Raw genomic sequence first — 21,013 nt, 5'->3', positions numbered from 1 at the left:
GCAGTCTACGCGGGGTGACCTACCTCTGGGCAGGGCGTACGGCTGCTTCATGCTCCTCTGCCGGTTCCTCCGTACGGACTACGGGTTCCGCCGCCGTACGGGCGAGCGCGGCCGCGGCTTTCGCCTTGGCCTCCTCCGACGCGCGCTCGACCTTCTCCGGCGTGACGAAGCGATAGCCCACGTTCCGGACGGTCCCGATCAGCGACTCGTGCTCAGGGCCGAGCTTCGCGCGCAGCCGACGTACATGCACGTCCACCGTGCGCGTACCGCCGAAGTAGTCGTAGCCCCAGACCTCCTGGAGGAGCTGCGCGCGGGTGAAGACGCGCCCCGGGTGCTGCGCGAGGTACTTCAGGAGCTCGAACTCCTTGAAGGTCAGATCCAGGACCCGGCCCTTCAGCTTCGCGCTGTAGGTCGCCTCGTCCACCGACAGATCGCCGTTGCGGATCTCCATGGGGGAGTCGTCCGAAGTGATCTGCTGGCGGCCCATCGCCAGCCGCAGTCGCGCCTCGACCTCGGCGGGACCCGCTGTGTCGAGAAGCACATCGTCGATGCCCCAGTCCGCGGTGACGGCCGCGAGACCGCCCTCGGTCACGACAAGGATCAGCGGACAGCCGGGTCCGGTGGACCGCAGCAGCTGGCACAGCGACCGCACCTGCGGCAGATCGCGGCGGCCGTCGACCAGGATCACATCGGCACCAGGGGTGTCGACGAGAGCCGGTCCCTCGGCCGGGGCCACCCGGACGTTGTGCAAGAGCAGTCCGAGGGCGGGAAGCACCTCCGTCGACGGCTGGAGGGCATTGGTCAGGAGCAGCAGAGAGCTCATCGCGCCCCACCTGCCCGGGTCGTCCTGCGGTTGTGCACGGTTCGCTCGCCCATAACGTCGGTTCCTCCTCGGTCCCTGCGAGGACGTTGCGGCACTGCTTCGTACGCTGGCTCCCGCGCCCTGAGAGCCTTTGTTCACCTGCCTGTAACAACGGCCGGGAAACACAAAAGGACCCGGGGGCTTCGTTGCCCGGATCCTCTGCCCAGCAGAATAACCCACATGAGTTCCCTGTCAGAGGGTCCATTTCACACTTCGGACGCTTCCTCGACCACTGACGGTCCTCGGCGCGCAATTCTGAGGACCGCTGACGGCGTCCGTATCGAGGCTGTTTACGAGCCGTGCAGCGCGGGTGTCAGCGCGACCGCGATCGTCATCGCACACGGTTTCACGGGGTCCGTGGACCGGCCGTCCGTACGCCGTGCCGCGCGCGTGTTCGCCCAGCGTGCCGCCGTGGTCACCTTCTCCTTCCGGGGCCACGGAGGCTCCGGCGGACGCTCCACGGTCGGCGACCGCGAGGTGCTCGATCTCGCGGCCGCGGTCGAGTGGGCGCGTGGACTCGGTCACACCCGGGTGGTGACGGCCGGTTTCTCGATGGGCGGCTCCGTAGTGCTGCGGCACGCGGCGATGCACGAGGGGCGCAAAGAGGCGCGCACGGACGCGGTCGCCGCCGTCAGTGCTCCCGCTCGTTGGTATTACCGCGGTACGGCCCCTATGCGGCGGCTGCACTGGGTGGTTACGCGTCCGCTCGGCCGGCTCGTCGGCCGCTACGGCCTGGCCACTCGTATCCATCCCGAGGTCTGGGACCCGGTCCCGCTCTCCCCGGTGGAGTCCGTGCCGCTCATCGCGCCGACGCCGCTGCTGATCGTCCACGGCGACCGGGACCCGTACTTCCCGGTCGACCACCCCCGGATGCTGGCCGCGGCGGGTGACGCCGAACTGTGGCTGGAGCCGGGCATGGGACATGCCGAGAACGCGGCCGGCGAGGAGCTGCTGGCCCGCCTCGCCGACTGGCTGATCCGCGCGTAGCCCATCATGGAAGCCGACGAAAGGAGTGCCGTCATGGCAGCGGGAACAATCCGCTACTGGGCCGCGGCCAAGTCAGCGGCCGGAGTCGCGGAGGAGCCGTACGCGGCCCGAACGCTCGCCGAGGCGCTCGATGCCGTGCGCGAACGACACCCCGGAGAACTGACGCGCGTACTGCAGCGGTGTTCCTTCCTCATCGACGGTGACCCCGTCGGAACCCGCGGCCATGAGACCGTACGGCTTGCCGAGGGCGGCACGGTCGAGGTGCTCCCGCCGTTCGCAGGAGGGTGAAGCGCGCAACATGAGCAGCGATCAGCAGTATCCGTACGGGCAGCAACAGCCGTATCCGGAGCAGCAGCCGTACCCGGAACAGCAGCAATATCAGCAGTACCAGGACCCCTACCAGCAGCCGGTTTACGACTCGGGCGCCACGCAGACCTGGGATGCCGAGACCTGGGACACGCAGTACCAGCCGGTCGTGCACCCCGCGCAGCCTGTCGCCCCGGAGGCCGCGTATCTGCCGCCGCAGGCCGCCTACCCGCTGCCGCCGGAGGCCCCGGCCCCGGCGCCCGAACCCGTGGCCGCGTACGCTCCGCCCGCCGCCGCCGACGGATACAGCGCCCCCACCACCCTCGGCAACGCCCGGATCACCGACGCCCAGCGCGCCCGCGCCGAGGGACGCTCACCGATTATCCCGCCGGGTATGCAGCCGGCAGGACTGACCGCCGCCCTGGGAATGCTGTTCGCGGTGTGCGCGGCCATCGGCCCGTACGCCCTGCTCGTGCCGCTCGTCCTGCTCCAGGCACTCACCGCCGCCGGCTGGTTCCGGCTGAACGGCATGTGGCCCGCCCGGCAGGGCATCGCGCTCGCCTTCGCGGGCGGCCTCGCTGCCGACGCCGTACTGCTGTCCGTCGGCCGCGAGCACGCGCCCGCCGCGATCATCGGCACGCTCGGTGTCTGGGTGCTGCTCACGCTCGTACTGCAGCTGCGCAGCCACGCGGGCGCCGACGAGCGGATGTACGGCCTGATGGCGACCGTCGCATCGGCCGCACTCGCCATCCTCGCCACCGGCCATCTCGCCGCCGCGGAGGACGCCGTGGTCATCGGCGGGATCGCGGTCGCCGTGACCGTCCTGGCCCGCGCGCTGCCCCTGCCGGGTGCCGCATCCGTCGTGCTCACGCTGCTGGCCTCGGCAGGCGCCGGAATCGCGGGCGGCGGTCTGACCGGCATCGGCGCCGAGGGCGCGCTGCTCGGCCTTGTCGCGGGTGTCTGCGCGCTGGTCGGACTGCGGGTCGCGAGCTACGACTACCCCTCCCGCTTCGTTCACCTGACGGCGGGTGTGGCCCTGCCCCTGACCGCCGCGGCCCCCGCCGTGTACCTGATCGGCCGCGCGCTGGTGTGAGCCGCGCCCGGGTGTGACCTGTGCGGTGCACCCCAGCCAGGAACCAATGCCCCTGCGCCAAACGTCGATCATTCGACAGAAGGCGTCGTCCGCACTGGTCTAGGCTCGCGGCGTCACGGGGGGCCGGACGGACAGGGTGGGGGAATACCGAGCAATGCGCGCACTGCGAATACTGCTGATCGTCGTCGTGATCCTCGGCGGCATCTTCGTCGCCGCGGACCGGATCGCGGTGAACATGGCTGAGTCCGAGGCGGCCGACAAGATCAAGAGCAGTCAGGGGCTGAGCTCGACTCCCGAGATCTCGATCAAGGGTTTCCCCTTCCTCACGCAGGTCGTGGGCAAGGAACTCGACGAGGTCGACGTCAGCCTCGCCGGCATCACCGCCAGCGCGGGCGGCCGCTCGGTCAATGTCACCGAGGTCACGGCCGAGCTGCGCAGCGTGAAGATCGACAGCAGCTTCTCCTCGGCCGTCGCGGACCGGGCCGACGGTTCCGCCCGGATCTCCTACGCCGATCTGACGAAGGCCGCGCCCCAGGGCGCCACCGTCGGCTACGCGGGACCCGAGCGGGCCGCGAAGGGCCAGGTCAAGGTCACCGGGCCGCTCACCGACCTGCTGGAGGGCGCGGGCATCAAGGTGCCAGGCGCGTTCAAGGGCCTGCTCAAGGGCCGCACGGTCACCGCGTACAGCACCGTCGGGCTCACGGGCGGCAGTACGGTCCAGCTGAAGGCCGAGTCGCTGCCGAGGCTGCCGCTGCCGGGCTTCGACGAGAAGCTGCGGCAGGTCATCGACTACGACCTGAAGATCGCCGGGATGCCGTCCAGCATCAAGCTGGACAAGGTCGAGGCGACGGACGCGGGCCTGCGCTTCTCGGGCAGGGGCACCAACGTCTCCCTGGCGGGCTGATTTCAGCCCTGTCCGGCGTTGTGAGGACACGGGCGGAGGCCGGGAAAACCGGCGGATCGCCTGCACCCCGGCCGCATGGTGAGACGCCCCCGTCCGCTGAGTAGAAAGAATGCGGACGGATTCCGCCGCCGGGGCGGGCCGGAGCCGTCCGGGGCGTGGTCTCGTTCCGCATAGTGGACGATCGCGTCTCAGCATCCGACACGCCGGTGACATGGCGGCCGAACCGTCCCTACGATCGGACGCATGAAGCGACAGGCGGATCTCACGAAGCGGCGGGCAGTAGACCTGTGCCGCGTCGCCGCCATGCTCTGTCGCACCTTCTGAGCGGGAGCGGGACTCCCGTATCCCCCGAGCCCTTCGACATGTTGTCAGGGCCACCCCTCGTGCCGGTAAGCCGCGCGCTGCGCCTACCCGCACACCCTCTCTTCGCACCACCCGCCGCACACTGCCCCGGAGGAGATAGAGCATGAGCCGCAGCGACGTCCTGGTAGACGCCGACTGGGTCGAGGCCCACATCGAGGACCCGAAGGTCGTCATCGTCGAGGTCGACGAGGACACCTCCGCGTACGACAAGAACCACATCAAGAACGCCGTCCGGATCGACTGGAAGAGCGACCTCCAGGACCCGGTCCGCCGTGACTTCGTCGACCAGGAGGGCTTCGAGAAGCTCCTCTCGGCGAAGGGCATCGCCAACGACGACACCGTCGTCCTCTACGGCGGCAACAACAACTGGTTCGCCTCGTACGCCTACTGGTACTTCAAGCTCTACGGCCACGACAGCGTCAAGCTCCTCGACGGTGGCCGCAAGAAGTGGGAGCTCGACTCCCGCGACCTGGTCGACGGCTCCGAGGTTCCCAGCCGTCCGGCCACCGAGTACAAGGCCAAGGCCCAGGACACCTCCATCCGCGCCTTCCGCGACGACGCCGTCGCCGCGATCGGCAATCTGAACCTGGTCGACGTGCGCTCGCCCGACGAGTTCAGCGGCAAGCTGCTCGCCCCGGCGCACCTCCCGCAGGAGCAGTCGCAGCGTCCGGGCCACATCCCGTCCGCGCGCAACATCCCGTGGTCCAAGAACGCCAACGACGACGGCACCTTCAAGTCGGACGACGAGCTCAAGGCGCTCTACGCCGAGGAGCAGGTCGACCTGGCGAAGGACACCATCGCGTACTGCCGCATCGGTGAGCGCTCCGCGCTGACCTGGTTCGTCCTGCACGAGCTGCTCGGCGTCCAGAACGTCAAGAACTACGACGGCTCCTGGACCGAGTACGGCTCCCTCGTCGGCGTGCCGATCGAGCTCGGCGCCAACAAGTAATCCCCCTCTCCCCTCCCTCCCCGCTCACGAAGGACAGCCTCTATGTGTGGAGCAAAGGCCGGCGGCCCCGACGCTTCGACGATCAAGCCCGGCGAGACGACCATCCAGGGCAGCGTGACCCGCGACGGCGAGCCCGTCACCGGCTACGTGCGCCTGCTGGACTCGACCGGTGAGTTCACCGCCGAGGTCCCGACCTCGGCGACCGGACAGTTCCGCTTCTACGCGGCCGAGGGCACGTGGACGGTGCGCGCGCTCGTCCCGGGCGCCACGGCGGACCGTACGGTCGTCGCGCAGACCGGTGGCCTGGCTGAGGTGGCCATCGCCGTCTGATTTCTCGACGCGCCTCTCGCACCGCTCGGCGCGGGGGCGCCTCACGGGCTTCGAGCCGCTGCGCCGGACTCCGTCCGTCGGATTCGTCCGTCGGATTCCGGTAGCTCGTAGCTCCGCTTACTGGCCGAAGGGCCGCACCCCAGGGGGTTGGACGCTTACCTGGAAACGGGTGCGGCCCTTCGGTCGTCCCGTTTCCAGCCGTACGCTGAAGGTATGTACGCGCGGCGCCGTCACGCCTACTTCCTGCTGATGGGCGGATGCCTGGTCCTGTTCGTGTCCGCCTGGGCCTTCGTGCGGCTGTGGTCGGTCCCCGCCGCCGTCGGCATGTGCGTCGTCGCCATGGTCATCCCGCCGGTCGCCGCGATGGTCGCCAATGCGCGCGGGCCCGAGGACCGCTGGTGGGACGATCCGTCCGGGGATCCGAAGTCCGACGAGTGGTGGGACGAGCTCGACGGCAAGAAGCGCCACTAGAAGCTCTCCGGCGCCCTTTCGGCAGCCGTCAGCAGCCCTCAGTAGACGAGCGCCTGGACGCCGTCCGGCATGATCTCGCTGACGAAGACCTGCGCGCCCGCGATCCGTACGCCGTCGAGCACATCCTTCTCCGTGATCTCCCGCCGTGCCGCGCACTGGGTGCAGAGCGTGATCTGCCCCGCCGCCAGGATCGACTCGATCAGATCGGGCAGTGGCGCCGCATGCGGCAGCTCGAACTCCGCAGCCCTGCCCGGCAGCGCGAACCACGAGGACTCGCCGGTCAGCCAGAGCGACACCTCCACGCCGCTGGCGACGGCGACGGCCGCCACCGTGAAGGCCTGCGAGCAGCGTTCGGGCGCGTCGGCGCCGGCGGTCACCTTGATCACGAGCTTTTTCGACATGCCCGAACTGTAATCCCGGGGCGCACAACCCCGTCCGTACCTCGGTGGTCTGTGCTGTGCACAGGTAACGGAATCTGTGTCTCATGTCCCGTGGGGGGACCTTTTGGAAACGCCAGAAATTCGTCCTGAGCGGCAGAAACCACCGCGCCCGCCGCGCAGGCGGGGCCGTACGACCCTGCTGATCGCGGGCGCGGCGGTGCTCGGTGTGGTCACAGGTGTGGTCACCGGTTACGCCGTCCAGTTCGACCGCGAACCGACCCCGCTGCCGCCGCTGTCGCAGCCGGACCTGCGTGATGCGAAGACCGTTCCGGCGGGCCCTGGCACCACCGCGCAGTCGGTCAATGTGAACCGGCGGGTCAAGACCGACGGTGATCTGCGCAAGCTGCTGCTGAAGAAGCCGAAGGGCGCCAAGGCCGTCAAGTCGTCGCTGTCCGAGGGCTGGACGAGCCTCGTCCAGTACGCGGACGGCTACGACAAGCCCGACCGCATGTTCAAGGAGATGGTGAACGACGATTCCCGCCGGATCGCCATGACCTCCTGGGAGGAGCGTTTCGAGGTCTTCGTCACCGTCAACCTGATCCAGTTCCGCGATGACGACGTCCTCGCCGCCCGCGAGTGGGGCATGGACCAGCAGGGCTACATGGGGATGGAGGAGCACGCCGGCAACCGCGGCGAGCCGATCCCCGGCAGCGGCAACGGGCGGGTCTACGTCTACGACAAGCCGATCCGCCACGCCGGTTACGAGCCGCTCTACCAGGCCAGGGTCATCGCCCAGCGCGGTGATGTCGTCATGGAGATCTGGTACGTGAACAACACCCGCAAGGTCTCCGCGAAGGCCGTGATGTCCCTCGCCAAGCAGCAGCTGGAGCGTCTGTGACCGAGCAGCCGGCCACCCCTGGGACTTTGGACTCCGAGGAATCCGCCCCGGAAATACTCGCCACCGCCAAGGAGCCCCGCCGCGTCAACCGCAGGCTGGTCGTCGGCGGTTGTGCCGTGCTCGCCCTCGCGGTCGTCGCGGGCGGCAGCGTCTGGGCACTGGACAGGCTCGGCGAAGCCGACCGCACCGCTCCCACCGTTGTCTGGGCGGAACCGAAGGGCCGGTCCGCGGGTGACGACAAGGCCACGCCGCCCAAGGGACTCGCCGCCAGGTTGCTGCCGGTGCCGCACGGCTACGAACTGGGCCCGGACATCGCCGAGTTCGGGAATGACACCGTCCTCAACAAGAGGCAGGCCATCGCCGTGTTCAAGGAGGGCGGGCGGGACCTGCCTTCCGCTCAGCGCAATCAGAGCAACAAGGCGGTCGACAAGCTGAAGCTTCAGGGTGTCGCGATGCGCAGCTACCGGACCAGCAAGGGCGGGCTCGTCATCGAGACCCGGCTCGCGCAGATCCAGAACGCCGGGAAGGGCCGCGAACTGGCCAACTTCCAGAGCGAGTTCGCGGACGTACTCGGCATCTTCCGCAAGGGGCCCGCGATCAAGGGCTACAAGAACGCCCGGTGCTTCCTGATGCCCAAGGAGTCCGAGGCAAAGCTCGACGCCATGTTCTGCAGCGCCTACCAGGGCGATGTGCTGGTGAGCGCGAAAGCGTACGGCGTCAAGCCGTTCGACACCAAAGAGGCAGCGACGATGCTCTCCAAGCAGCTCGACCTTCTGAAGTCTCCCGGGGAGTACGTGTGACCGGCCAGACGCCCCAGACGCCGCCGATGCCCCCGCTGCCGGAGGCACCGGCGCCCGAGCCTGCGCCCGAGCCTGCGCCCGAGCCTGCGGCCGAGGCGGCACAAGCGCCCGAGCCTGCGCCGGAGGCGGCGCCCGCGCCCGAGCCTGCGCCGGAGCCCGCGCTCGACGAGGTGCCCGCCGCCGCGCTCGACGAGGTGCCCGAGCCTGCGCCGGAGCCCGCGCCCAAGCCCGAGCGCCGGAAGCTGCGTGCCGCGCTCCGCTGGACCGCCGCCGTGCTCGTCTTCGGCTCCCTCGGTGCCGGTGTCGCGTACGGCATCAGCGAGCAGACCCGTACCGACGTCCCCGGCCTCAGCACCAAGGACGACGGCCGCTGGGTCTATCCGAAGCTGACGATGCCGGTGCTTCCGGCCGGTGCCGAGCTGCCGTTCGACAAGGGCAACCCCGGCCAGATCCACTACGCGAGCCTGAGCGCGCTCCTGCTTCCGGCGCCCGAGGGCGCCAAGGTCGCCCCGGCGGCGGGCGGCGGCACGAACCTGGTGTCGGCGGACCGTTTCCTCGCGGAGTACTCCGCGGACGAACGGGCCGGCATGAAGGAGGACCTCACCGACGGTGGTCTGCTGGACATCGCGGCCCGCAGCTGGACCATGCCGGACGGCACCTCGACCCGGATCTACCTGGTCCGCTTCCGGTCGGGCGCCTTCGCCCGCGCGTTCAATGTCAATCACCTCGGAGGGGATCTGAACGCCAATCTGCTGGTCAACGGTGTCGAGGACACCGCGCCGCTGGACGAGTCGTACCCCTCCGGCGCGCTCGTCCCCTCGACGGAACGCAACGTGTACGACGAGGCGGCACCCCGTGGCCCCCTTCACGTCCGGCACGCGTACATCACGGCGGGCGACACGATCGCGCTGATCGTCCAGTCGAAGAAGGGCACGGCGGCCGCCGTCCCCTTCCACCAGACCGTCGTCCTGCAGAACCAGCTCCTCGGTTAGAGCGGCAGCGCGCCGGCGCACCGGAGTGCCGGCCCGCCGGACCGCTGGCCGCACCTCAGGCAGAGGGCCGGGCGCCCACCCATTAGGCTGGGCCCCGGCCCTTTACTGCCCACCCGCTCATCCGAGGAGCACCCCGTGCTTGAGGCATTCTTCGAAGCCCTGCTGGTCCTGGTCTGCGTCGGCGTCCTCGCCTTCACCGGTCTGGCCGTGAAGAAGCTTTACCAGGGTCAGCGCTAGTCACACCCGTATCTCTACAGATCGCCAGAGCTGCTCATGATCGAGATTCCGTCCGACCTGAACCCGGACCTCGTCCCCCTCGCCTTCCTCCTCGGTACCTGGGAGGGTGTGGGCGTTTCCGATTTCCCGGGGGCCGAGAAGTGCAACTTCGGCCAGTCCGTCACCTTCAGCCACGACGGCCGGGACTTCGTCGAGTACGTCTCCCACTCCTGGGTCCTCGACGCCGAGGGCAACAAGGTCAAGCCCCTGGAGTCGGAGTCCGGCTTCTGGCGTATCGACTCCGACCGCAAGGTCGAGATCGTCATGGTCCGTGACCAGGGCGTCGTCGAGGTCTGGTACGGCGAGCTCGCCGACCAGAAGCCGCAGATCGACCTGGTGACGGACGCGGTGGCGCGCACCAGGGCGTCCGGCCCGTACAGCGGTGGCAAGCGGCTCTACGGCTATGTGAAGGGCGACCTGATGTGGGTGGGCGAGAAGTCCACGCCGGAGGTCCCGCTGCGGCCGTACATGTCGGCGCATCTGAAGAAGGTCGTCTCCCCGGAGCAGGTCGCGGCGTGGGCCAAGGACCTCGGCGACCTCCCCGACGACGGCATCGCCTTCTTCAAGTAACCCGAAGGTCTTCCCGGTGGCCCTGGCCCGCGGCCGGGGCTGCCTCTGTGGACGCAGCCCGTCCGCGGTGGTGCCCCGCCTACACTGGACCCGTGGTGAGCACCGACTGGAAGAGCGACCTGCGGCAGCGCGGCTACCGGCTGACCCCCCAGCGCCAGCTTGTCCTCGAAGCCGTCGACAAGCTTGAGCACGCGACGCCCGACGACATCCTCTCCGAGGTGCGCAGGACCGCGTCCGGCGTGAACATCTCCACCGTCTACCGCACCCTGGAGCTCCTCGAAGAGCTCGACCTGGTCTCCCACGCCCACCTCGGCCACGGCGCTCCCACCTACCACCTCGCCGACCGCCACCACCACATCCACCTGGTCTGCCGGGACTGTACGAATGTGATCGAGGCGGATGTCGAGGTCGCGGCGGACTTCACCGCGAAGCTGCGTGACACCTTCGGCTTCGAGACGGACATGAAGCACTTCGCGATCTTCGGCCGCTGTGAGACGTGCACCGCCGAGGCGCCGGCTACCGAGTCGTAGGCTTACCGCATGAAAAGCCCTCTGCTGTCCCTGCCGGGTGCCGTCGCCGCCGAAGGACATGACGAAGGAGTCGCCGCGCACTACGGCGATCTGTTCCGCGAACAGCGTGCCCTCGCGGACGGCACCGGCCTCGTCGATCTCTCGCACCGCGGTGTCGTCACCGTCACCGGCGACGACCGCCTGAACTGGCTGCATCTGCTGCTCACCCAGCATGTGAGCGAGCTCCCGCCGGGGCAGGCCACCGAGGCGCTGATCCTCTCCGCGCACGGCCACATCGAGCACGCGCTGTATCTCGTCGACGACGGTGAGACGGTCTGGGCCCACGTGGAGCCCGGCACGCAGGAGGCGCTGATCGGCTATCTGGAGTCGATGAAGTTCTTCTACCGGGTCGAAGTGGCTGACCGCACCGAAGAGTTCGCCGTGGTGCATCTGCCCGCCGGCTCCATCGCCAAGGCGCCCGAGGGTGTGGTCGTACGGGAGACCGCGCACGGCCGCGATCTTTTTCTGCCGCGCGCCGGCCTGGAGTCGTACGCGGCGGAGAACGGCCCGGCCGCCGGGATCCTGGCGTACGAGGCACTGCGCATCGAGACCCACCGCCCCCGCCTCGGCTTCGAGACCGACCACCGCACCATCCCGCACGAGCTGGGCTGGATCGGCAGCGCCGTCCACCTCCAGAAGGGCTGCTACCGCGGCCAGGAGACCGTCGCGCGTGTCCACAACCTGGGGAAGCCGCCGCGTCGCCTGGTCTTTCTCCACCTCGACGGCAGCGAAGTGCACCTGCCGCCCCACGGCACCCCGCTCCGGCTCGCGTCGGAGGGCGCGGAGGGCCGCCAGCTGGGCTTTGTGACCACGTCCGCCCGCCACCACGAGCTCGGCCCGATCGCGCTGGCTCTGGTCAAGCGCAATGTGCCGATGGACGCGGAGCTGCTGGCCGGAGACACGGCGGCGGCGCAGGAACCCGTCGTCGAGCCGTAGCCCCGGCCGCCGACCCGGGAGGCCCGGCGAGGCACGAGGACACCGGAAGACGCTCCCTAGACCTCGATGATCACCGTGAACGGGCCGTGGTTCGTGAGCGAGACGCGCATGTCCGCCCCGAACCTGCCCGTCCGCACGGTCGCGCCCAGCGCCCGCAGCTGCGCCACCACCTCGTCGACCAGAGGCTCGGCCACATCACCGGGCGCGGCCGCGTTCCAGGTGGGGCGTCGGCCCTTCCGGGCGTCCCCGTAGAGAGTGAACTGCGAAATCACCAGCAAGGGCGCGTTCACGTCCGAGCAGGACTTCTCGCCCTCCAGGATCCGCACCGACCAGAGCTTGCGGGCCAGCTGCGCCGCCTTCTCCCCGGTGTCCTCGTGGGTGACTCCCACCAGCACACACAGTCCTTCGCCGACGATCTCGCCGACCGTCTCGCCCGCCACGACGACGCTCGCGCCGTCCACCCTCTGCACCACCGCACGCATACAGACCAACCTATCTGGGGCTGAACGGGTGCAGAGCACCTGCGTCAGATGCGCAGGGAGTGGCACGATGCATCAAGGCGGTGCTTCCCCCAGGCCCTCCGGGCCCGGGGAGACCACATGCACCGGTCGAGGGGACGGACACACGCATATGAGCACATCTGGCGCCGGGCAGCCGCTGCCCGGTCCCGTATCCACACCTGCATCTCCCGTCGGAACGACGTGTGCGGTACGGCCGCCCATGCAGCGCCTCTCCGGCGCCCTGCCGGAGCCCCCGGAGTACGACCTCCCCGCCCTTCGGCTGCCCGAGCTGCGCACCCTGCGCCGTGACTCGCATCGCGACGAGGCGGATCTGAGCTACGTACGACGGCTGCTGCAGGGACGGATCGACATCCTGCGTGCCGAGCTGGCCCGGCGCAGAGACCCGGTGACCCCGGTCGTCCCGGAGTCCCCGGTCGTCGACCGGCTGTCGGAGATCCTGGCCGACGCGCCGTCGCGGCACCGCTCCTCCGCGCGCCATGTCACGCTCTCGACGCCGCACAACGAGGAGTATCGGCGGCTGGCCGCCGACATGCTCGCCGATGTCGAGCTCTCGGACCTCGACGCCCGCACGGACGAGGAGTTGCACGCGGCGATGGGACGGCTGATCCGCTACGAGCAGCAGGTCTCCCGCCGGCGTCAGCTGCTTCAGCGGACCGCGGACGACTGCAGCGCGGAGATCGCCCGCAGGTACCGTGAGGGCGAAGCGCAAGTGGACGACCTGCTCACCTGAAGCGATTGATCGCACCGAGTCTTCCGGGAGCGGGCCCACGCCCCGGAAGGCCCGCGATGAGCTCCACTCCGAGTACGTGGCGGTCGGCGCGCTCCGCGCGGTCTTTTTGTCATACCGGGGCTGTGGAAACTCGGATGCGGGCCGGTCGGCGTTCGGCCTAGCGTGGTTCGCATGAGCGTCGAAACCCGCGTCATCACCGAGTCCGAGTACCCCGACTGGCTGCGGGCACTGAACACCGGCTTCCTGCGGCCGCCGGTGATCTCGGACGAGGAGGTCGCGTCGCGCCGGCCGCACACCGACCTCGCGCGGGTGCGCGGCGCGTTCGACGAAGGCCGCTGTGTGGCGACGTTCCGCTCCTTCGACCAGCAACTCACGACCGTGGGCGGCGCCGCGCTCCCCGCGAGCGCCGTCTCGAACGTCACGGTCTCGCCCACCCACCGCCGCCGTGGCCTGCTCAGCCGCATGATGGCCGCGGACCTCGCCGAGGCGAAGGAACGCGGCGACGTCGTGTCCACGCTGATCGCCGCGGAGTACCCGATATACGGGCGCTACGGCTTCGGCCCCGCCGCCTGGACGACCGAATGGGCGGTCGACGTCCCGCGCACGGGCCTCGACCCCCGCTGGTCCGGCCCGTCCGACGGCGGCCGTATCGACCTGGTGGACGCGGCTGACGTACGCAAACTCGGCCCGGAACTGCATGCGCGGCTGGCGGCCGTGCAGCCGGGCGTGGTGAGCCGCAACGAGCGCTGGTGGCAGCTGAACACGGGCCAGGTGCAGCTGCCCGGCCAGCCCTGGACGGAGCCGTACTACGCGGTCTACCGCTCCGCGTCCGGGGAGATCGAGGGCCTGCTGGCCTACGAGGCGGACGACAAGTGGGGCGACGCCAAGCAGCCGCTGAACACCGCGACGGTGCGCGAGCTGCTGGCGCTGACGCCTGCGGCGGAGCGTGCGCTGTGGCACTACGTCTGCTCGGTCGACTGGATAGCCACGGTCAAGTCGGGCTTTCGCGCGCCGGACGACCTGCTCCCGCTGCTGCTCCCGGACCCGCGCGCGGCGCGGATCCTGACGCACGCGGACTTCCTGTGGGTGCGGATCCTGGACGTCGTGCGGGCCCTGGAGGCGCGCACGTACGCGGCCGCCGCGACCCTGGTCCTGGACGTCCAGGACTCCGCGGGCCTCGCGGGCGGCACCTTCCGGCTGGACGCCTCACCCGAGGGGGCGGTGTGCGCCCCGTCGGTCGAGTCGCCCGATCTGACGCTGGATGTACGGGAGTTGGGTGCGCTGTACCTGGGTGACGAGTCGGCGGTCAGGCTGTCGGCACTGGGCCTGGCGGCCGAGGCGACGCCGGGGGCGGCGGCAGTGGCGGACGCGTTGTTCCGTACGTCGCGACGGCCCTGGTGCCCGGACGTGTTCTGAGCCTGAGCTTCTGAGGGCGGGCCTGTCAGGTACCCGCGGTCACGGCGGGCGCTGTCACCAGGAGACCGCCGATACCGGCGCAGGTGGGGTTCTCGGCCTTGACGCCGATAACCAGCAGCGCGAGTCCCAGCGCGGCCACGAAGCCGAACCGCCACTGCACGTACTGCTCTACTACGAGGGTGAAGAGGGGCATTGGTGGTCACTCCTTCAGGGGGAAGGGCGCCGGTGCCCGCACACCGTTGTGCGGCTGGGACAAGTTGCAGCGTCGTTCAGAGGTCCAACTACCGTACAAATTCATCCGGTTGACCTGATAGGTAGATGCCCGCATGAGGTGACCCCGCAAACTTGTCTGGTCGAGTGGGTGTGTTGTTCGGTGCAAGAATCTCGCTTGATCAGCTGTGCAGGGCATCTCACCGTGGTCGCTTGTGAGTTGTATGGTTTGTGGGGTGACAAGCAATGGTTCCGCGTCGAGGGATGCCACGTTCAGGTACCAGCGGGTCGCGGACAAGCTCCGCAAGGAGATAGGCGACGGCACCCACCGGCCAGGCGAGCGCCTCCCGACGCAGGAGGAACTGGCCGACCGGTACCAGGTCTCCCGCGCCACGGTGATCCAGGCGCTGGACCTGCTCCGGGACAGGGGCCTGATCGTCACCCGCCAGGGCAGCGGAACCTTCGTCGCGAGCGAGCCGGACGTCTTGCCGACGCTCACGACGGACGGCGAGGATGTCTTGGCCGCCGACGAACCGCAGCAGACGGCCGCCGGGCTCGGGCCCCGCCTCATCGAGGCGTTCGAGGAACCTCACGTCCGTATCGACGCGGTCTCGCTGACCGCGGAGTCCCTCAACATGGCACTCGCCGAGCCGCTCCAGCTCATCCGCTCGGGCCGGATCACGCCCGAGACCGTGAAGGTCCGGGTGATGGTGCCCTCGCGCGACCTGGACCTCGCCTTTCCCCGCCCGGCGGAGGAGGAGTCCGGCGACGGCCAACTGGTCCACGATCACTGGCTGTCGCTGCGCAACAACCACGGCGCCGTCCTGCGCCACAGCCTGCGCTCCCTGCGCAGCACCCGTGGCATCGACGTCGAGGTGACGCTCAGGGCCCTGCCGTTCACCCCGCCCGTGAAGCTGTATCTGCTCAACGGCTCCGAGGCGCTGTTCGCGTTCTACATCGTCACGAAGCGGGAGGAGCAGATCGACGACACACCCCAGGAGATCTTCGACGTGCTCGGCAGCAACTCGATGCTCTTCCCGTTCGGTCTGGGCGGAGGGGCACGGGACGAGGCCTTCGTGACGCAGGCGCAGGAGTGGTTCGACGGGCTGTGGGGCACGCTCGCCAAGGGAATCACCCTGGGCAGCTGATCGGCGCCACTCCAGTGGGCCTTCCGCTCGCTCCCCGCCAACTGCCCGACCGCCGAGGGTGGTTGCGGGCAGTATGGGGGAGTGGTGGCACCGGCACGCCGCCCTCTGCCGCGACGGACGGAGCGACGTGAGTGAATCGGACGTGACCGACCTGACCGACGTGCCCGACCTGACCGGGGACCTGGTCGGCCTCTTCGGCGCCGCCAAGTGCGTTCTCTTCGACTTCGACGGGCCGGTCTGCCATCTCTTCGACGGGCATCCGGCATCCGGGATCGCTGCCGAGCTCCGGATCTGGGCGGCGCGGAACGTCCCGGGTGACGTGGTGGTGGAAGCGGGTTCCGTCGATGATCCCCTCGCCCTGCTGAGAGCCGCCGCACTCATGTACCCGGACAGCGACCTCGTGAAGGAAATGGAGCAACAGCTGACCTCGCAGGAGTTGCGGGCGACCCTGACGGCGGAGCCGACGGAAGACGCCGACCTGCTGATACGCCGGCTCGGCGCGGCCGGATTCCGGCTCGCCGTCACGACGAACAACTCCGAGCGGGCGGTGCGGAGCTATCTCGAGCGCACCGGCCTTTCGGATCTCTTCGGCGAGCACATCCACGGCCGCAAGCCGGATCCGAAACTCATGAAACCGGACCCGGACTGCCTCAGGAGGGCGCTGGACACGACCGGTTCGACCGCTGCCGAGTCCCTGATGATCGGGGATTCGGCAGCGGACTGTCGGGCCGCGTCCACACTCGGCGTCCCCTTCCTCGGATACGCGCGCGACGAGTCGAAGCGTGGGCCGCTTCGCAGGGCGGGGGCACAGGACAAGGCGATCGTGGCCACCATGTCGGAGCTGCTGCCGGTCCTCGACGCCCTGGAGTCGGCTCACCGGAGGGACTGACTGCCAAGGGCCGCGAGTCCATCCAAAGTTGGCCAATGCTGCCGACCAACTGACGGGAGTTGGACGGCTGCAGTAGTTTCACTATGGGGGCGGCGCGGCCTCTTCTGTGCCCGTTCAAGGCGTCTTCGAGCAGTCCTGGCTACTTTTCGAAACGTGCCGGTCACCCAGGGCGGATCAGGCGGTTGGGGGCGAGTGACAACGCCGTTAACCTCCCCCAGAAACACCGGCAGGAAGGGTACCTTCCTCGAATCACTTCCTGATCCGGAACACCAAGGGCATCAGCCATGGCAGGCCATACGGCGTCAGAGGTTCACCGGCAAGCCGCCGAGCTGAGCGGTGGCGCCCGGGGAATCGTGGGGCCGCTCAAGGGCTATCACCACGAGACGTATGCCTTGCCGCTGCCCGAGGAGAACCTCCTGAGCGCCCGCTACGCACGCGGCAAGCTCCGTGCGCCTCGTCCCGGGGTCCTCTGGTTCGACCGGCGGTGTTTCACCTCCGAGGACCGTCTGCTGATGGCGCTCCAGGGCAGGATCGACCGGATTCCGGAGACGGTGGAGGTCGCGGAAAACGTCTTTCTGCAGGGCTTCATCGAGGGCAGGACCCTCGCCCGCTGGCAGTTGCCGGGCCGTTCTCTCGCCGCCGGCCACGTCCTTCAACTGCGCCGGCTCTTCCGGGAACTGGTCACCATCAAGGTCGACGAGCTCAAGGACGTGCCGCGTACCTGCGAGACCCACGGGCAGCGGCCGGCGTGCGACGACGACTCGACTGCGTTCCTGAGCCGGCTGATCGACTTCACCGGGCAAAGGGTCTACGACGACAACGCAGAGCAGTACGGCACGCTCTTCGAGGAACTCGGCGTACGCAGAGAGGCGCTGGCGGGCCTCGGAGATTCGGCCACGCTGCTCACGAGCCGCCCCTTCACCCTGATTCACGGAGATCTGCACCGCCACAACTTCATCGTCGACACGGCCGGCGCCCTGTGGACCATCGACTGGGAGCTCGCCATGATCGGCGATCCGCTCTACGAACTGGCCACCCATCTCCATCTCATGCGCTACTCGCCGCGCGAGGAGGCTCGTATCGCCGAGCTGTGGGCGCAGGAGGTGGAGGCCGCGCGCCCGGGGAGCTCGGCATCGTGGCAGCAGGACCTGCCACGCCTGCTCGCCTACAAGCGGACCCAGTCCGTCTTCACCGACGTCATCCGCACGGCCGAAGCCTTGGGTCCGCGCACGGATCCGAACTGGCGGGCCCTGCCGCGCGCGGCGTGGAAGATCCGCCGGGCTCTGGCGGCGGCGAGGGACCCGCTGGAGCTGAAGAGCGTGCCGACGCTCCGCCAGGTGGTGTCCGCGTATACGCGCTGGTTCCGGTTGCCGGGGGATCAGTCAGCGCCTCCACGAGCTTAGAAATCCGCCGACGCGAACGGCTGCGGGTAGGCAAGTTGGCCGCAAATCGTTCACGCCGTACGGACTCCGAAGGTCACTAGCGATCGCGTGAGCGCCGCCGGCACGGCCCCCTCACGTCGTCAGCAGCACCTTCCCCCGCAGCCCCCGCCCCTCGATCGCCTCATGCGCTCCGGCCGCCCGCGTCAGCGGGAACGTGCCGCCGATCACCGGCCGCAAGCGGCCCGATGCCGCCTCCCCGAGCGCCTTCGCCGCCAGGCGTACGTACGCCTCGTCCGTCAGCTGTACGTCGCCGATGCCGAGCAGCTTGATGCCTCGGCGCTCCGCCTCCGCCGCGTCCACCGGGGCGAAGCCGCCCGTCGGCGCCCCGTGCGCCGAGAAGCGGCCGCCGTCCGCCGTCAGCGGGAAGGCCGCCAGGCCCAGGGCGCCGCCGACGCCGTCGAGGACTATGTCCGCGCCCGCCGGACCCAGCGCCGTGCGGGCCAGTGCGAGCCACTCGGGGTCCGTCGCGTCGACGACCGCGTCCGCGCCCAACTCCCGTACCAGGGACGTCTTCCGCTCTCCCCGGGCCACGCCGACGACCATTGCCCCGGCGGCCTTCGCCAGCTGGACCAGCAGCGTGCCCATGCCGCCCGACGCTCCCAGGATCAGCACCCGTTCGCCCGCGCCGAGGCCGGTGGACTCCATGAGCGCGGCCGCGGTCACGCCGTCATGAACCAGGGCGGCCGCCTCCTGCAGCCCGAGGCCGTCGGGAACGGCGACGAGCTTGGCCGCGGAGGCCGCCGCTTGCTCGGCATAACCGCCGCTGAAGCCGAGCGAAGTGATCACCCGGCGGCCGAGCCACCCACCGTCCACCCCGTCGCCGACCGCGCGCACCGTTCCGGCGATGCCGCCGCCGGGTATGTACGGCGGCTGTACCGGGAATTGCTCGCCGAAGCTGCCGGACCGGACCTGTGTCTCCACGAAGATCGTGTCCACGGCGGAAACCGCCACGACCACCTCGCCCGGCCCCGCCACCGGATCGGGTACCTCAGTGGTGACCAGTACCTCCGGGCCGCCGAATTCCTTCACCAGTGCCACGCGCATGACCTTCGCTCCCCAAGTCGACAACTGCTGGAAGTCTGAAACCTCATGCGCGGTTGAGGTCAACCCCGAGTCCGGTGGCGGCTGAGTACGCTCGGGCGGTGTCGCGGCTCGACGTCCCGCACAGCCGCCCGCTGCCGGCCGAACTGGGACGGTAGGGCCTGTCGTTCGGATCTTGCCGGGTTCGCGTGCCCTGGCACGCACGCTCGCCGCGTTGTCGTCAGTCGCCGACGCTCCGCGTCGGCTCTCCCCCTGCCTTCGGCGGGGGGACCCCCATCCTCCGGCCTGCGATCGCACGCACCAGACCCCGCTCACTGATCCGGCCTGACCCAAACGACAGGCCCTAGCGGCGATCAGGCCCGGACGGTCCCGTCGATGCCTTCGCGCAGGAAGTCGGCGTGGCCGTTGTGGCGGGCGTATTCGTGGATCAGATGCAGCGTCACCAGCCGCAGCGACACGTTTTCGCCCCATCTGGCCTGGTAGCCGGTCACCTCCAGCGACTCAGCCCGCGCCTCGATCCGGCGCGCGTGCTCGACCTCCGACTGCCAGGCGTCGAACGCCTCCGAGCGGGTGGACGCGCTCGCGTCGTACGCCACTTGGTAGTCGTCGTCGTCCGACCAGACGAGCGGTATGTCCTCACCGTTGATCACCCGGCGGAACCAGGCGCGCTCCACCTCGGCCATGTGCCGCACCAGCCCGAGCAGCGAGAGCGTCGACGGCGGCATCGACTGCTTGCGCAGCTCCTCGTCGGTCAGGCCCTCGCACTTCATGGCGAGTGTCGCGCGGTGGAAGTCCAGAAAGGCCCGGAGCGTCTCGCGCTCGCCTCCGGTGAGGGGCGGGCCGATTCGTTCGACGGTCACTGCGGATTCCCTTCGAAGGCGCGGGGGTGCTTCGTTGCCTCGCATGTCACAGACGGCCGGGCTGTCTCGTCCCAGTGTCAGAGACATTCTCCGGAATCAGGAAGGTGATGGTCATGCGGGTGTTCGTGGCAGGCGGGACCGGGGTCATGGGGCGGCGGCTGGTCCCTCAGCTCATCGCCCGGGGCTACCAGGTGACGGCTACGACGACGAGCGCGGCCAAGCTGGGCTTGCTGGAGCAGATGGGCGCGGATGGCGTCGTGATGGACGGGCTGGATGCGGTGTCGGTCGCTGAGGCCGTGGCGGCTGCCCGGCCCGACACGATCGTGAACCAGATGACAGCCATTTCCCCGGCCCACGCCGGCAAGCCTGATATGAGGCACTTCGACCGGTTCTTCGCCACCACCAATCGGCTGCGCTCCGAGGGGACGGACCACCTGCTGGCCGCGGCCGAGGCGACCGGCGTCCCCCATGTCGTCGCGCAGAGCGCCGGTATCTGGAACGGCCTCCGCGAGGGTGGATGGGTGAAGACCGAGGAGGACCCGCTGCCCGAGGAGACGGGGAAGTTCCGCACGGCGGCGGAAGCGATCGTCCACCTCGAGGACGCGGTCGTCAGGGCCGGTGGCGCGGTCCTGCGCTACGGCGGGTTCTACGGGCCGGGCGCCACCGACGACATGGTCACGTTCGTGCGCAAGCGGCAGTTCCCGCTCGTCGGGGGCGGCACCGGCTACACGTCATGGGTGCATCTCGACGACGCGGCGAGCGCCACCGTCCTGGCCGTGGAGCAGAAGGCGAAGGGTGTGTTCTGCATTGCCGACGACGAACCGGCCCCGGCCGGCGAGTGGCTGCCTTATCTGGCCGAGTGCGCGGGGGCGAAGCGGCCGATGCGGGTCCCCAAGTGGCTGGCCCGGCTGCTGGCCGGGGATTTGGTGGTGACGATGATGACCGAGGGGCGCGGCTTCTCCAACGCCAAGGCCAAGCGGGAGCTCGGCTGGGAGCTGCGCTATCCGTCGTGGCGGCAGGGCTTCCGCGAGAGCCTCGGGTGACCCGGCCCGAGGAGCTAGGAGCTGCTG

General features: G+C 69.5%; 26 protein-coding genes. 20 read left to right on the top strand and 6 right to left on the bottom strand.

Annotated features, from left to right (window positions below):
- Positions 1–19 precede the first annotated feature (19 nt).
- Positions 20–823 carry a response regulator transcription factor gene (locus OG741_RS18975; RefSeq protein ID WP_266481039.1) on the bottom strand — a complete coding sequence of 268 codons (804 nt, stop codon included), beginning with the start codon at positions 821–823 and terminating at the stop codon, positions 20–22.
- A gap of 219 nt (positions 824–1,042) precedes the next feature.
- Here OG741_RS18975 and OG741_RS18970 point away from each other — a divergent pair, with 219 nt between their 5' ends.
- From OG741_RS18970 to OG741_RS18935, 8 genes are all read left to right on the top strand, one after another.
- On the top strand, positions 1,043–1,849 hold the full coding sequence (locus OG741_RS18970) for an alpha/beta hydrolase family protein (protein WP_405599422.1): 807 nt from the start codon (positions 1,043–1,045) through the stop codon (positions 1,847–1,849).
- Positions 1,850–1,882: 33 nt separating this feature from the next.
- Complete coding sequence (locus OG741_RS18965; protein ID WP_266481044.1) at positions 1,883–2,137, top strand: MoaD/ThiS family protein; 255 nt, start codon at positions 1,883–1,885, stop codon at positions 2,135–2,137.
- A complete protein-coding gene (locus OG741_RS18960) occupies positions 2,073–3,248 on the top strand; it encodes a hypothetical protein (protein ID WP_405599420.1) in 1,176 nt (391 codons plus the stop codon). Before OG741_RS18965 ends, OG741_RS18960 begins: the two co-directional genes overlap by 65 nt.
- 154 nt (positions 3,249–3,402) lie before the next feature.
- Positions 3,403–4,152: a DUF2993 domain-containing protein gene (locus tag OG741_RS18955; RefSeq protein ID WP_266481048.1), complete on the top strand. Its 750-nt coding sequence runs from the start codon at positions 3,403–3,405 to the stop codon at positions 4,150–4,152.
- A 243-nt stretch (positions 4,153–4,395) separates the two neighbouring features.
- On the top strand, positions 4,396–4,476 hold the full coding sequence (locus OG741_RS18950; protein ID WP_350310325.1) for a putative leader peptide: 81 nt from the start codon (positions 4,396–4,398) through the stop codon (positions 4,474–4,476).
- Positions 4,477–4,618: 142 nt separating this feature from the next.
- The gene (locus OG741_RS18945) at positions 4,619–5,464 is read left to right on the top strand and encodes a sulfurtransferase (RefSeq protein WP_405599416.1); all 846 of its coding nucleotides are present in this window, start codon (positions 4,619–4,621) and stop codon (positions 5,462–5,464) included.
- 42 nt (positions 5,465–5,506) lie between these two features.
- Complete coding sequence (locus tag OG741_RS18940; RefSeq protein ID WP_142217934.1) at positions 5,507–5,794, top strand: DUF1416 domain-containing protein; 288 nt, start codon at positions 5,507–5,509, stop codon at positions 5,792–5,794.
- A 213-nt stretch (positions 5,795–6,007) separates the two neighbouring features.
- The gene (locus OG741_RS18935) at positions 6,008–6,265 is read left to right on the top strand and encodes a DUF3099 domain-containing protein (RefSeq protein WP_405599413.1); all 258 of its coding nucleotides are present in this window, start codon (positions 6,008–6,010) and stop codon (positions 6,263–6,265) included.
- A 38-nt stretch (positions 6,266–6,303) separates the two neighbouring features.
- Here the strand turns inward: OG741_RS18935 and OG741_RS18930 are convergent, their stop codons facing one another.
- Positions 6,304–6,666 (bottom strand): DsrE family protein, encoded by a 363-nt coding sequence (locus OG741_RS18930; protein WP_355824836.1) that lies wholly within the window; start codon positions 6,664–6,666, stop codon positions 6,304–6,306.
- A 103-nt stretch (positions 6,667–6,769) separates the two neighbouring features.
- Between OG741_RS18930 and OG741_RS18925 the strand changes: the two genes are divergently transcribed.
- The 6 genes from OG741_RS18925 (at position 6,770) to OG741_RS18900 (ending at position 11,686) form a co-directional block, all read left to right on the top strand.
- Entirely contained in the window at positions 6,770–7,543 is a 774-nt protein-coding gene (locus OG741_RS18925) for a hypothetical protein (protein ID WP_405599410.1), read from the top strand.
- Positions 7,540–8,343, top strand: coding sequence for a hypothetical protein (locus OG741_RS18920; RefSeq protein ID WP_405599408.1), 804 nt, complete (start codon positions 7,540–7,542; stop codon positions 8,341–8,343). Before OG741_RS18925 ends, OG741_RS18920 begins: the two co-directional genes overlap by 4 nt.
- Positions 8,340–9,335, top strand: a complete 996-nt coding sequence (locus OG741_RS18915) for a hypothetical protein (protein ID WP_405599406.1) — start codon at positions 8,340–8,342, stop codon at positions 9,333–9,335. The genes OG741_RS18920 and OG741_RS18915 overlap by 4 nt, the downstream gene beginning before the upstream one ends.
- A 273-nt stretch (positions 9,336–9,608) precedes the next feature.
- The gene (locus tag OG741_RS18910; RefSeq protein ID WP_361907144.1) at positions 9,609–10,181 is read left to right on the top strand and encodes an FABP family protein; all 573 of its coding nucleotides are present in this window, start codon (positions 9,609–9,611) and stop codon (positions 10,179–10,181) included.
- Positions 10,182–10,273: 92 nt separating this feature from the next.
- Positions 10,274–10,711, top strand: coding sequence for a transcriptional repressor (locus OG741_RS18905; protein WP_361907146.1), 438 nt, complete (start codon positions 10,274–10,276; stop codon positions 10,709–10,711).
- A gap of 9 nt (positions 10,712–10,720) precedes the next feature.
- Entirely contained in the window at positions 10,721–11,686 is a 966-nt protein-coding gene (locus tag OG741_RS18900; protein WP_405599403.1) for a YgfZ/GcvT domain-containing protein, read from the top strand.
- Positions 11,687–11,742: 56 nt separating this feature from the next.
- Here OG741_RS18900 and dtd read toward each other — a convergent pair whose 3' ends face one another.
- The gene (dtd, locus tag OG741_RS18895; protein WP_324989056.1) at positions 11,743–12,168 is read right to left on the bottom strand and encodes a D-aminoacyl-tRNA deacylase; all 426 of its coding nucleotides are present in this window, start codon (positions 12,166–12,168) and stop codon (positions 11,743–11,745) included.
- A gap of 148 nt (positions 12,169–12,316) precedes the next feature.
- On the opposite strand from dtd, the gene OG741_RS18890 reads away from it, so the two are divergent.
- Both OG741_RS18890 and OG741_RS18885 read left to right on the top strand, forming a co-directional pair.
- Positions 12,317–12,937 carry an AmfC protein gene (locus tag OG741_RS18890; RefSeq protein WP_405599400.1) on the top strand — a complete coding sequence of 207 codons (621 nt, stop codon included), beginning with the start codon at positions 12,317–12,319 and terminating at the stop codon, positions 12,935–12,937.
- 171 nt (positions 12,938–13,108) lie between these two features.
- Positions 13,109–14,353 (top strand): GNAT family N-acetyltransferase, encoded by a 1,245-nt coding sequence (locus OG741_RS18885; RefSeq protein WP_405599397.1) that lies wholly within the window; start codon positions 13,109–13,111, stop codon positions 14,351–14,353.
- 25 nt (positions 14,354–14,378) lie between these two features.
- Here the strand turns inward: OG741_RS18885 and OG741_RS18880 are convergent, their stop codons facing one another.
- Positions 14,379–14,546, bottom strand: a complete 168-nt coding sequence (locus OG741_RS18880) for a hypothetical protein (protein ID WP_405599395.1) — start codon at positions 14,544–14,546, stop codon at positions 14,379–14,381.
- Positions 14,547–14,799: 253 nt separating this feature from the next.
- Between OG741_RS18880 and OG741_RS18875 the strand changes: the two genes are divergently transcribed.
- The 3 genes from OG741_RS18875 (at position 14,800) to OG741_RS18865 (ending at position 18,003) form a co-directional block, all read left to right on the top strand.
- Positions 14,800–15,711 carry a GntR family transcriptional regulator gene (locus OG741_RS18875; protein ID WP_405599392.1) on the top strand — a complete coding sequence of 304 codons (912 nt, stop codon included), beginning with the start codon at positions 14,800–14,802 and terminating at the stop codon, positions 15,709–15,711.
- Between the two features lie 127 nt (positions 15,712–15,838).
- Entirely contained in the window at positions 15,839–16,600 is a 762-nt protein-coding gene (locus OG741_RS18870; RefSeq protein WP_405599391.1) for an HAD family hydrolase, read from the top strand.
- Between the two features lie 284 nt (positions 16,601–16,884).
- Positions 16,885–18,003 (top strand): phosphotransferase, encoded by a 1,119-nt coding sequence (locus tag OG741_RS18865; protein WP_405599389.1) that lies wholly within the window; start codon positions 16,885–16,887, stop codon positions 18,001–18,003.
- Between the two features lie 111 nt (positions 18,004–18,114).
- Here the strand turns inward: OG741_RS18865 and OG741_RS18860 are convergent, their stop codons facing one another.
- Together OG741_RS18860 and OG741_RS18855 are read right to left on the bottom strand one after the other, a co-directional pair.
- Complete coding sequence (locus OG741_RS18860) at positions 18,115–19,086, bottom strand: zinc-binding dehydrogenase (protein WP_405599387.1); 972 nt, start codon at positions 19,084–19,086, stop codon at positions 18,115–18,117.
- Positions 19,087–19,436: 350 nt separating this feature from the next.
- Positions 19,437–19,988, bottom strand: a complete 552-nt coding sequence (locus OG741_RS18855; protein WP_405599385.1) for a DinB family protein — start codon at positions 19,986–19,988, stop codon at positions 19,437–19,439.
- A 62-nt stretch (positions 19,989–20,050) separates the two neighbouring features.
- Between OG741_RS18855 and OG741_RS18850 the strand changes: the two genes are divergently transcribed.
- On the top strand, positions 20,051–20,986 hold the full coding sequence (locus OG741_RS18850) for an NAD-dependent epimerase/dehydratase family protein (protein WP_405605651.1): 936 nt from the start codon (positions 20,051–20,053) through the stop codon (positions 20,984–20,986).
- Positions 20,987–21,013 lie beyond the last annotated feature (27 nt).

It is taken from the genome of Streptomyces sp. NBC_01410 (genome assembly GCF_045040195.1).
Lineage (GTDB): Bacteria > Actinomycetota > Actinomycetes > Streptomycetales > Streptomycetaceae > Streptomyces.
This window is presented reverse-complemented; position numbering and strand designations above follow the sequence as displayed.

Excerpts from the sequence above, each read along its gene's own strand:
- dtd (WP_324989056.1), bottom strand. The coding sequence starts at position 12,168 with ATGCGTGCGGTGGTGCAGAGGGTGGACGGCGCGAGCGTCGTCGTGGCG.
- OG741_RS18865 (WP_405599389.1), top strand. The coding sequence starts at position 16,885 with ATGGCAGGCCATACGGCGTCAGAGGTTCACCGGCAAGCCGCCGAGCTG.
- OG741_RS18970 (WP_405599422.1), top strand. The coding sequence starts at position 1,043 with ATGAGTTCCCTGTCAGAGGGTCCATTTCACACTTCGGACGCTTCCTCG.
- OG741_RS18860 (WP_405599387.1), bottom strand. The coding sequence starts at position 19,086 with ATGCGCGTGGCACTGGTGAAGGAATTCGGCGGCCCGGAGGTACTGGTC.
- OG741_RS18965 (WP_266481044.1), top strand. The coding sequence starts at position 1,883 with ATGGCAGCGGGAACAATCCGCTACTGGGCCGCGGCCAAGTCAGCGGCC.
- OG741_RS18975 (WP_266481039.1), bottom strand. The coding sequence starts at position 823 with ATGAGCTCTCTGCTGCTCCTGACCAATGCCCTCCAGCCGTCGACGGAG.
- OG741_RS18890 (WP_405599400.1), top strand. The coding sequence starts at position 12,317 with ATGAGCACATCTGGCGCCGGGCAGCCGCTGCCCGGTCCCGTATCCACA.
- OG741_RS18945 (WP_405599416.1), top strand. The coding sequence starts at position 4,619 with ATGAGCCGCAGCGACGTCCTGGTAGACGCCGACTGGGTCGAGGCCCAC.
- OG741_RS18855 (WP_405599385.1), bottom strand. The coding sequence starts at position 19,988 with ATGCGAGGCAACGAAGCACCCCCGCGCCTTCGAAGGGAATCCGCAGTG.
- OG741_RS18880 (WP_405599395.1), bottom strand. The coding sequence starts at position 14,546 with ATGCCCCTCTTCACCCTCGTAGTAGAGCAGTACGTGCAGTGGCGGTTC.
- OG741_RS18955 (WP_266481048.1), top strand. The coding sequence starts at position 3,403 with ATGCGCGCACTGCGAATACTGCTGATCGTCGTCGTGATCCTCGGCGGC.
- OG741_RS18910 (WP_361907144.1), top strand. The coding sequence starts at position 9,609 with ATGATCGAGATTCCGTCCGACCTGAACCCGGACCTCGTCCCCCTCGCC.
- OG741_RS18885 (WP_405599397.1), top strand. The coding sequence starts at position 13,109 with ATGAGCGTCGAAACCCGCGTCATCACCGAGTCCGAGTACCCCGACTGG.
- OG741_RS18960 (WP_405599420.1), top strand. The coding sequence starts at position 2,073 with ATGAGACCGTACGGCTTGCCGAGGGCGGCACGGTCGAGGTGCTCCCGC.
- OG741_RS18950 (WP_350310325.1), top strand. The coding sequence starts at position 4,396 with ATGAAGCGACAGGCGGATCTCACGAAGCGGCGGGCAGTAGACCTGTGC.
- OG741_RS18900 (WP_405599403.1), top strand. The coding sequence starts at position 10,721 with ATGAAAAGCCCTCTGCTGTCCCTGCCGGGTGCCGTCGCCGCCGAAGGA.
- OG741_RS18930 (WP_355824836.1), bottom strand. The coding sequence starts at position 6,666 with ATGTCGAAAAAGCTCGTGATCAAGGTGACCGCCGGCGCCGACGCGCCC.
- OG741_RS18850 (WP_405605651.1), top strand. The coding sequence starts at position 20,051 with ATGGTCATGCGGGTGTTCGTGGCAGGCGGGACCGGGGTCATGGGGCGG.
- OG741_RS18940 (WP_142217934.1), top strand. The coding sequence starts at position 5,507 with ATGTGTGGAGCAAAGGCCGGCGGCCCCGACGCTTCGACGATCAAGCCC.
- OG741_RS18935 (WP_405599413.1), top strand. The coding sequence starts at position 6,008 with ATGTACGCGCGGCGCCGTCACGCCTACTTCCTGCTGATGGGCGGATGC.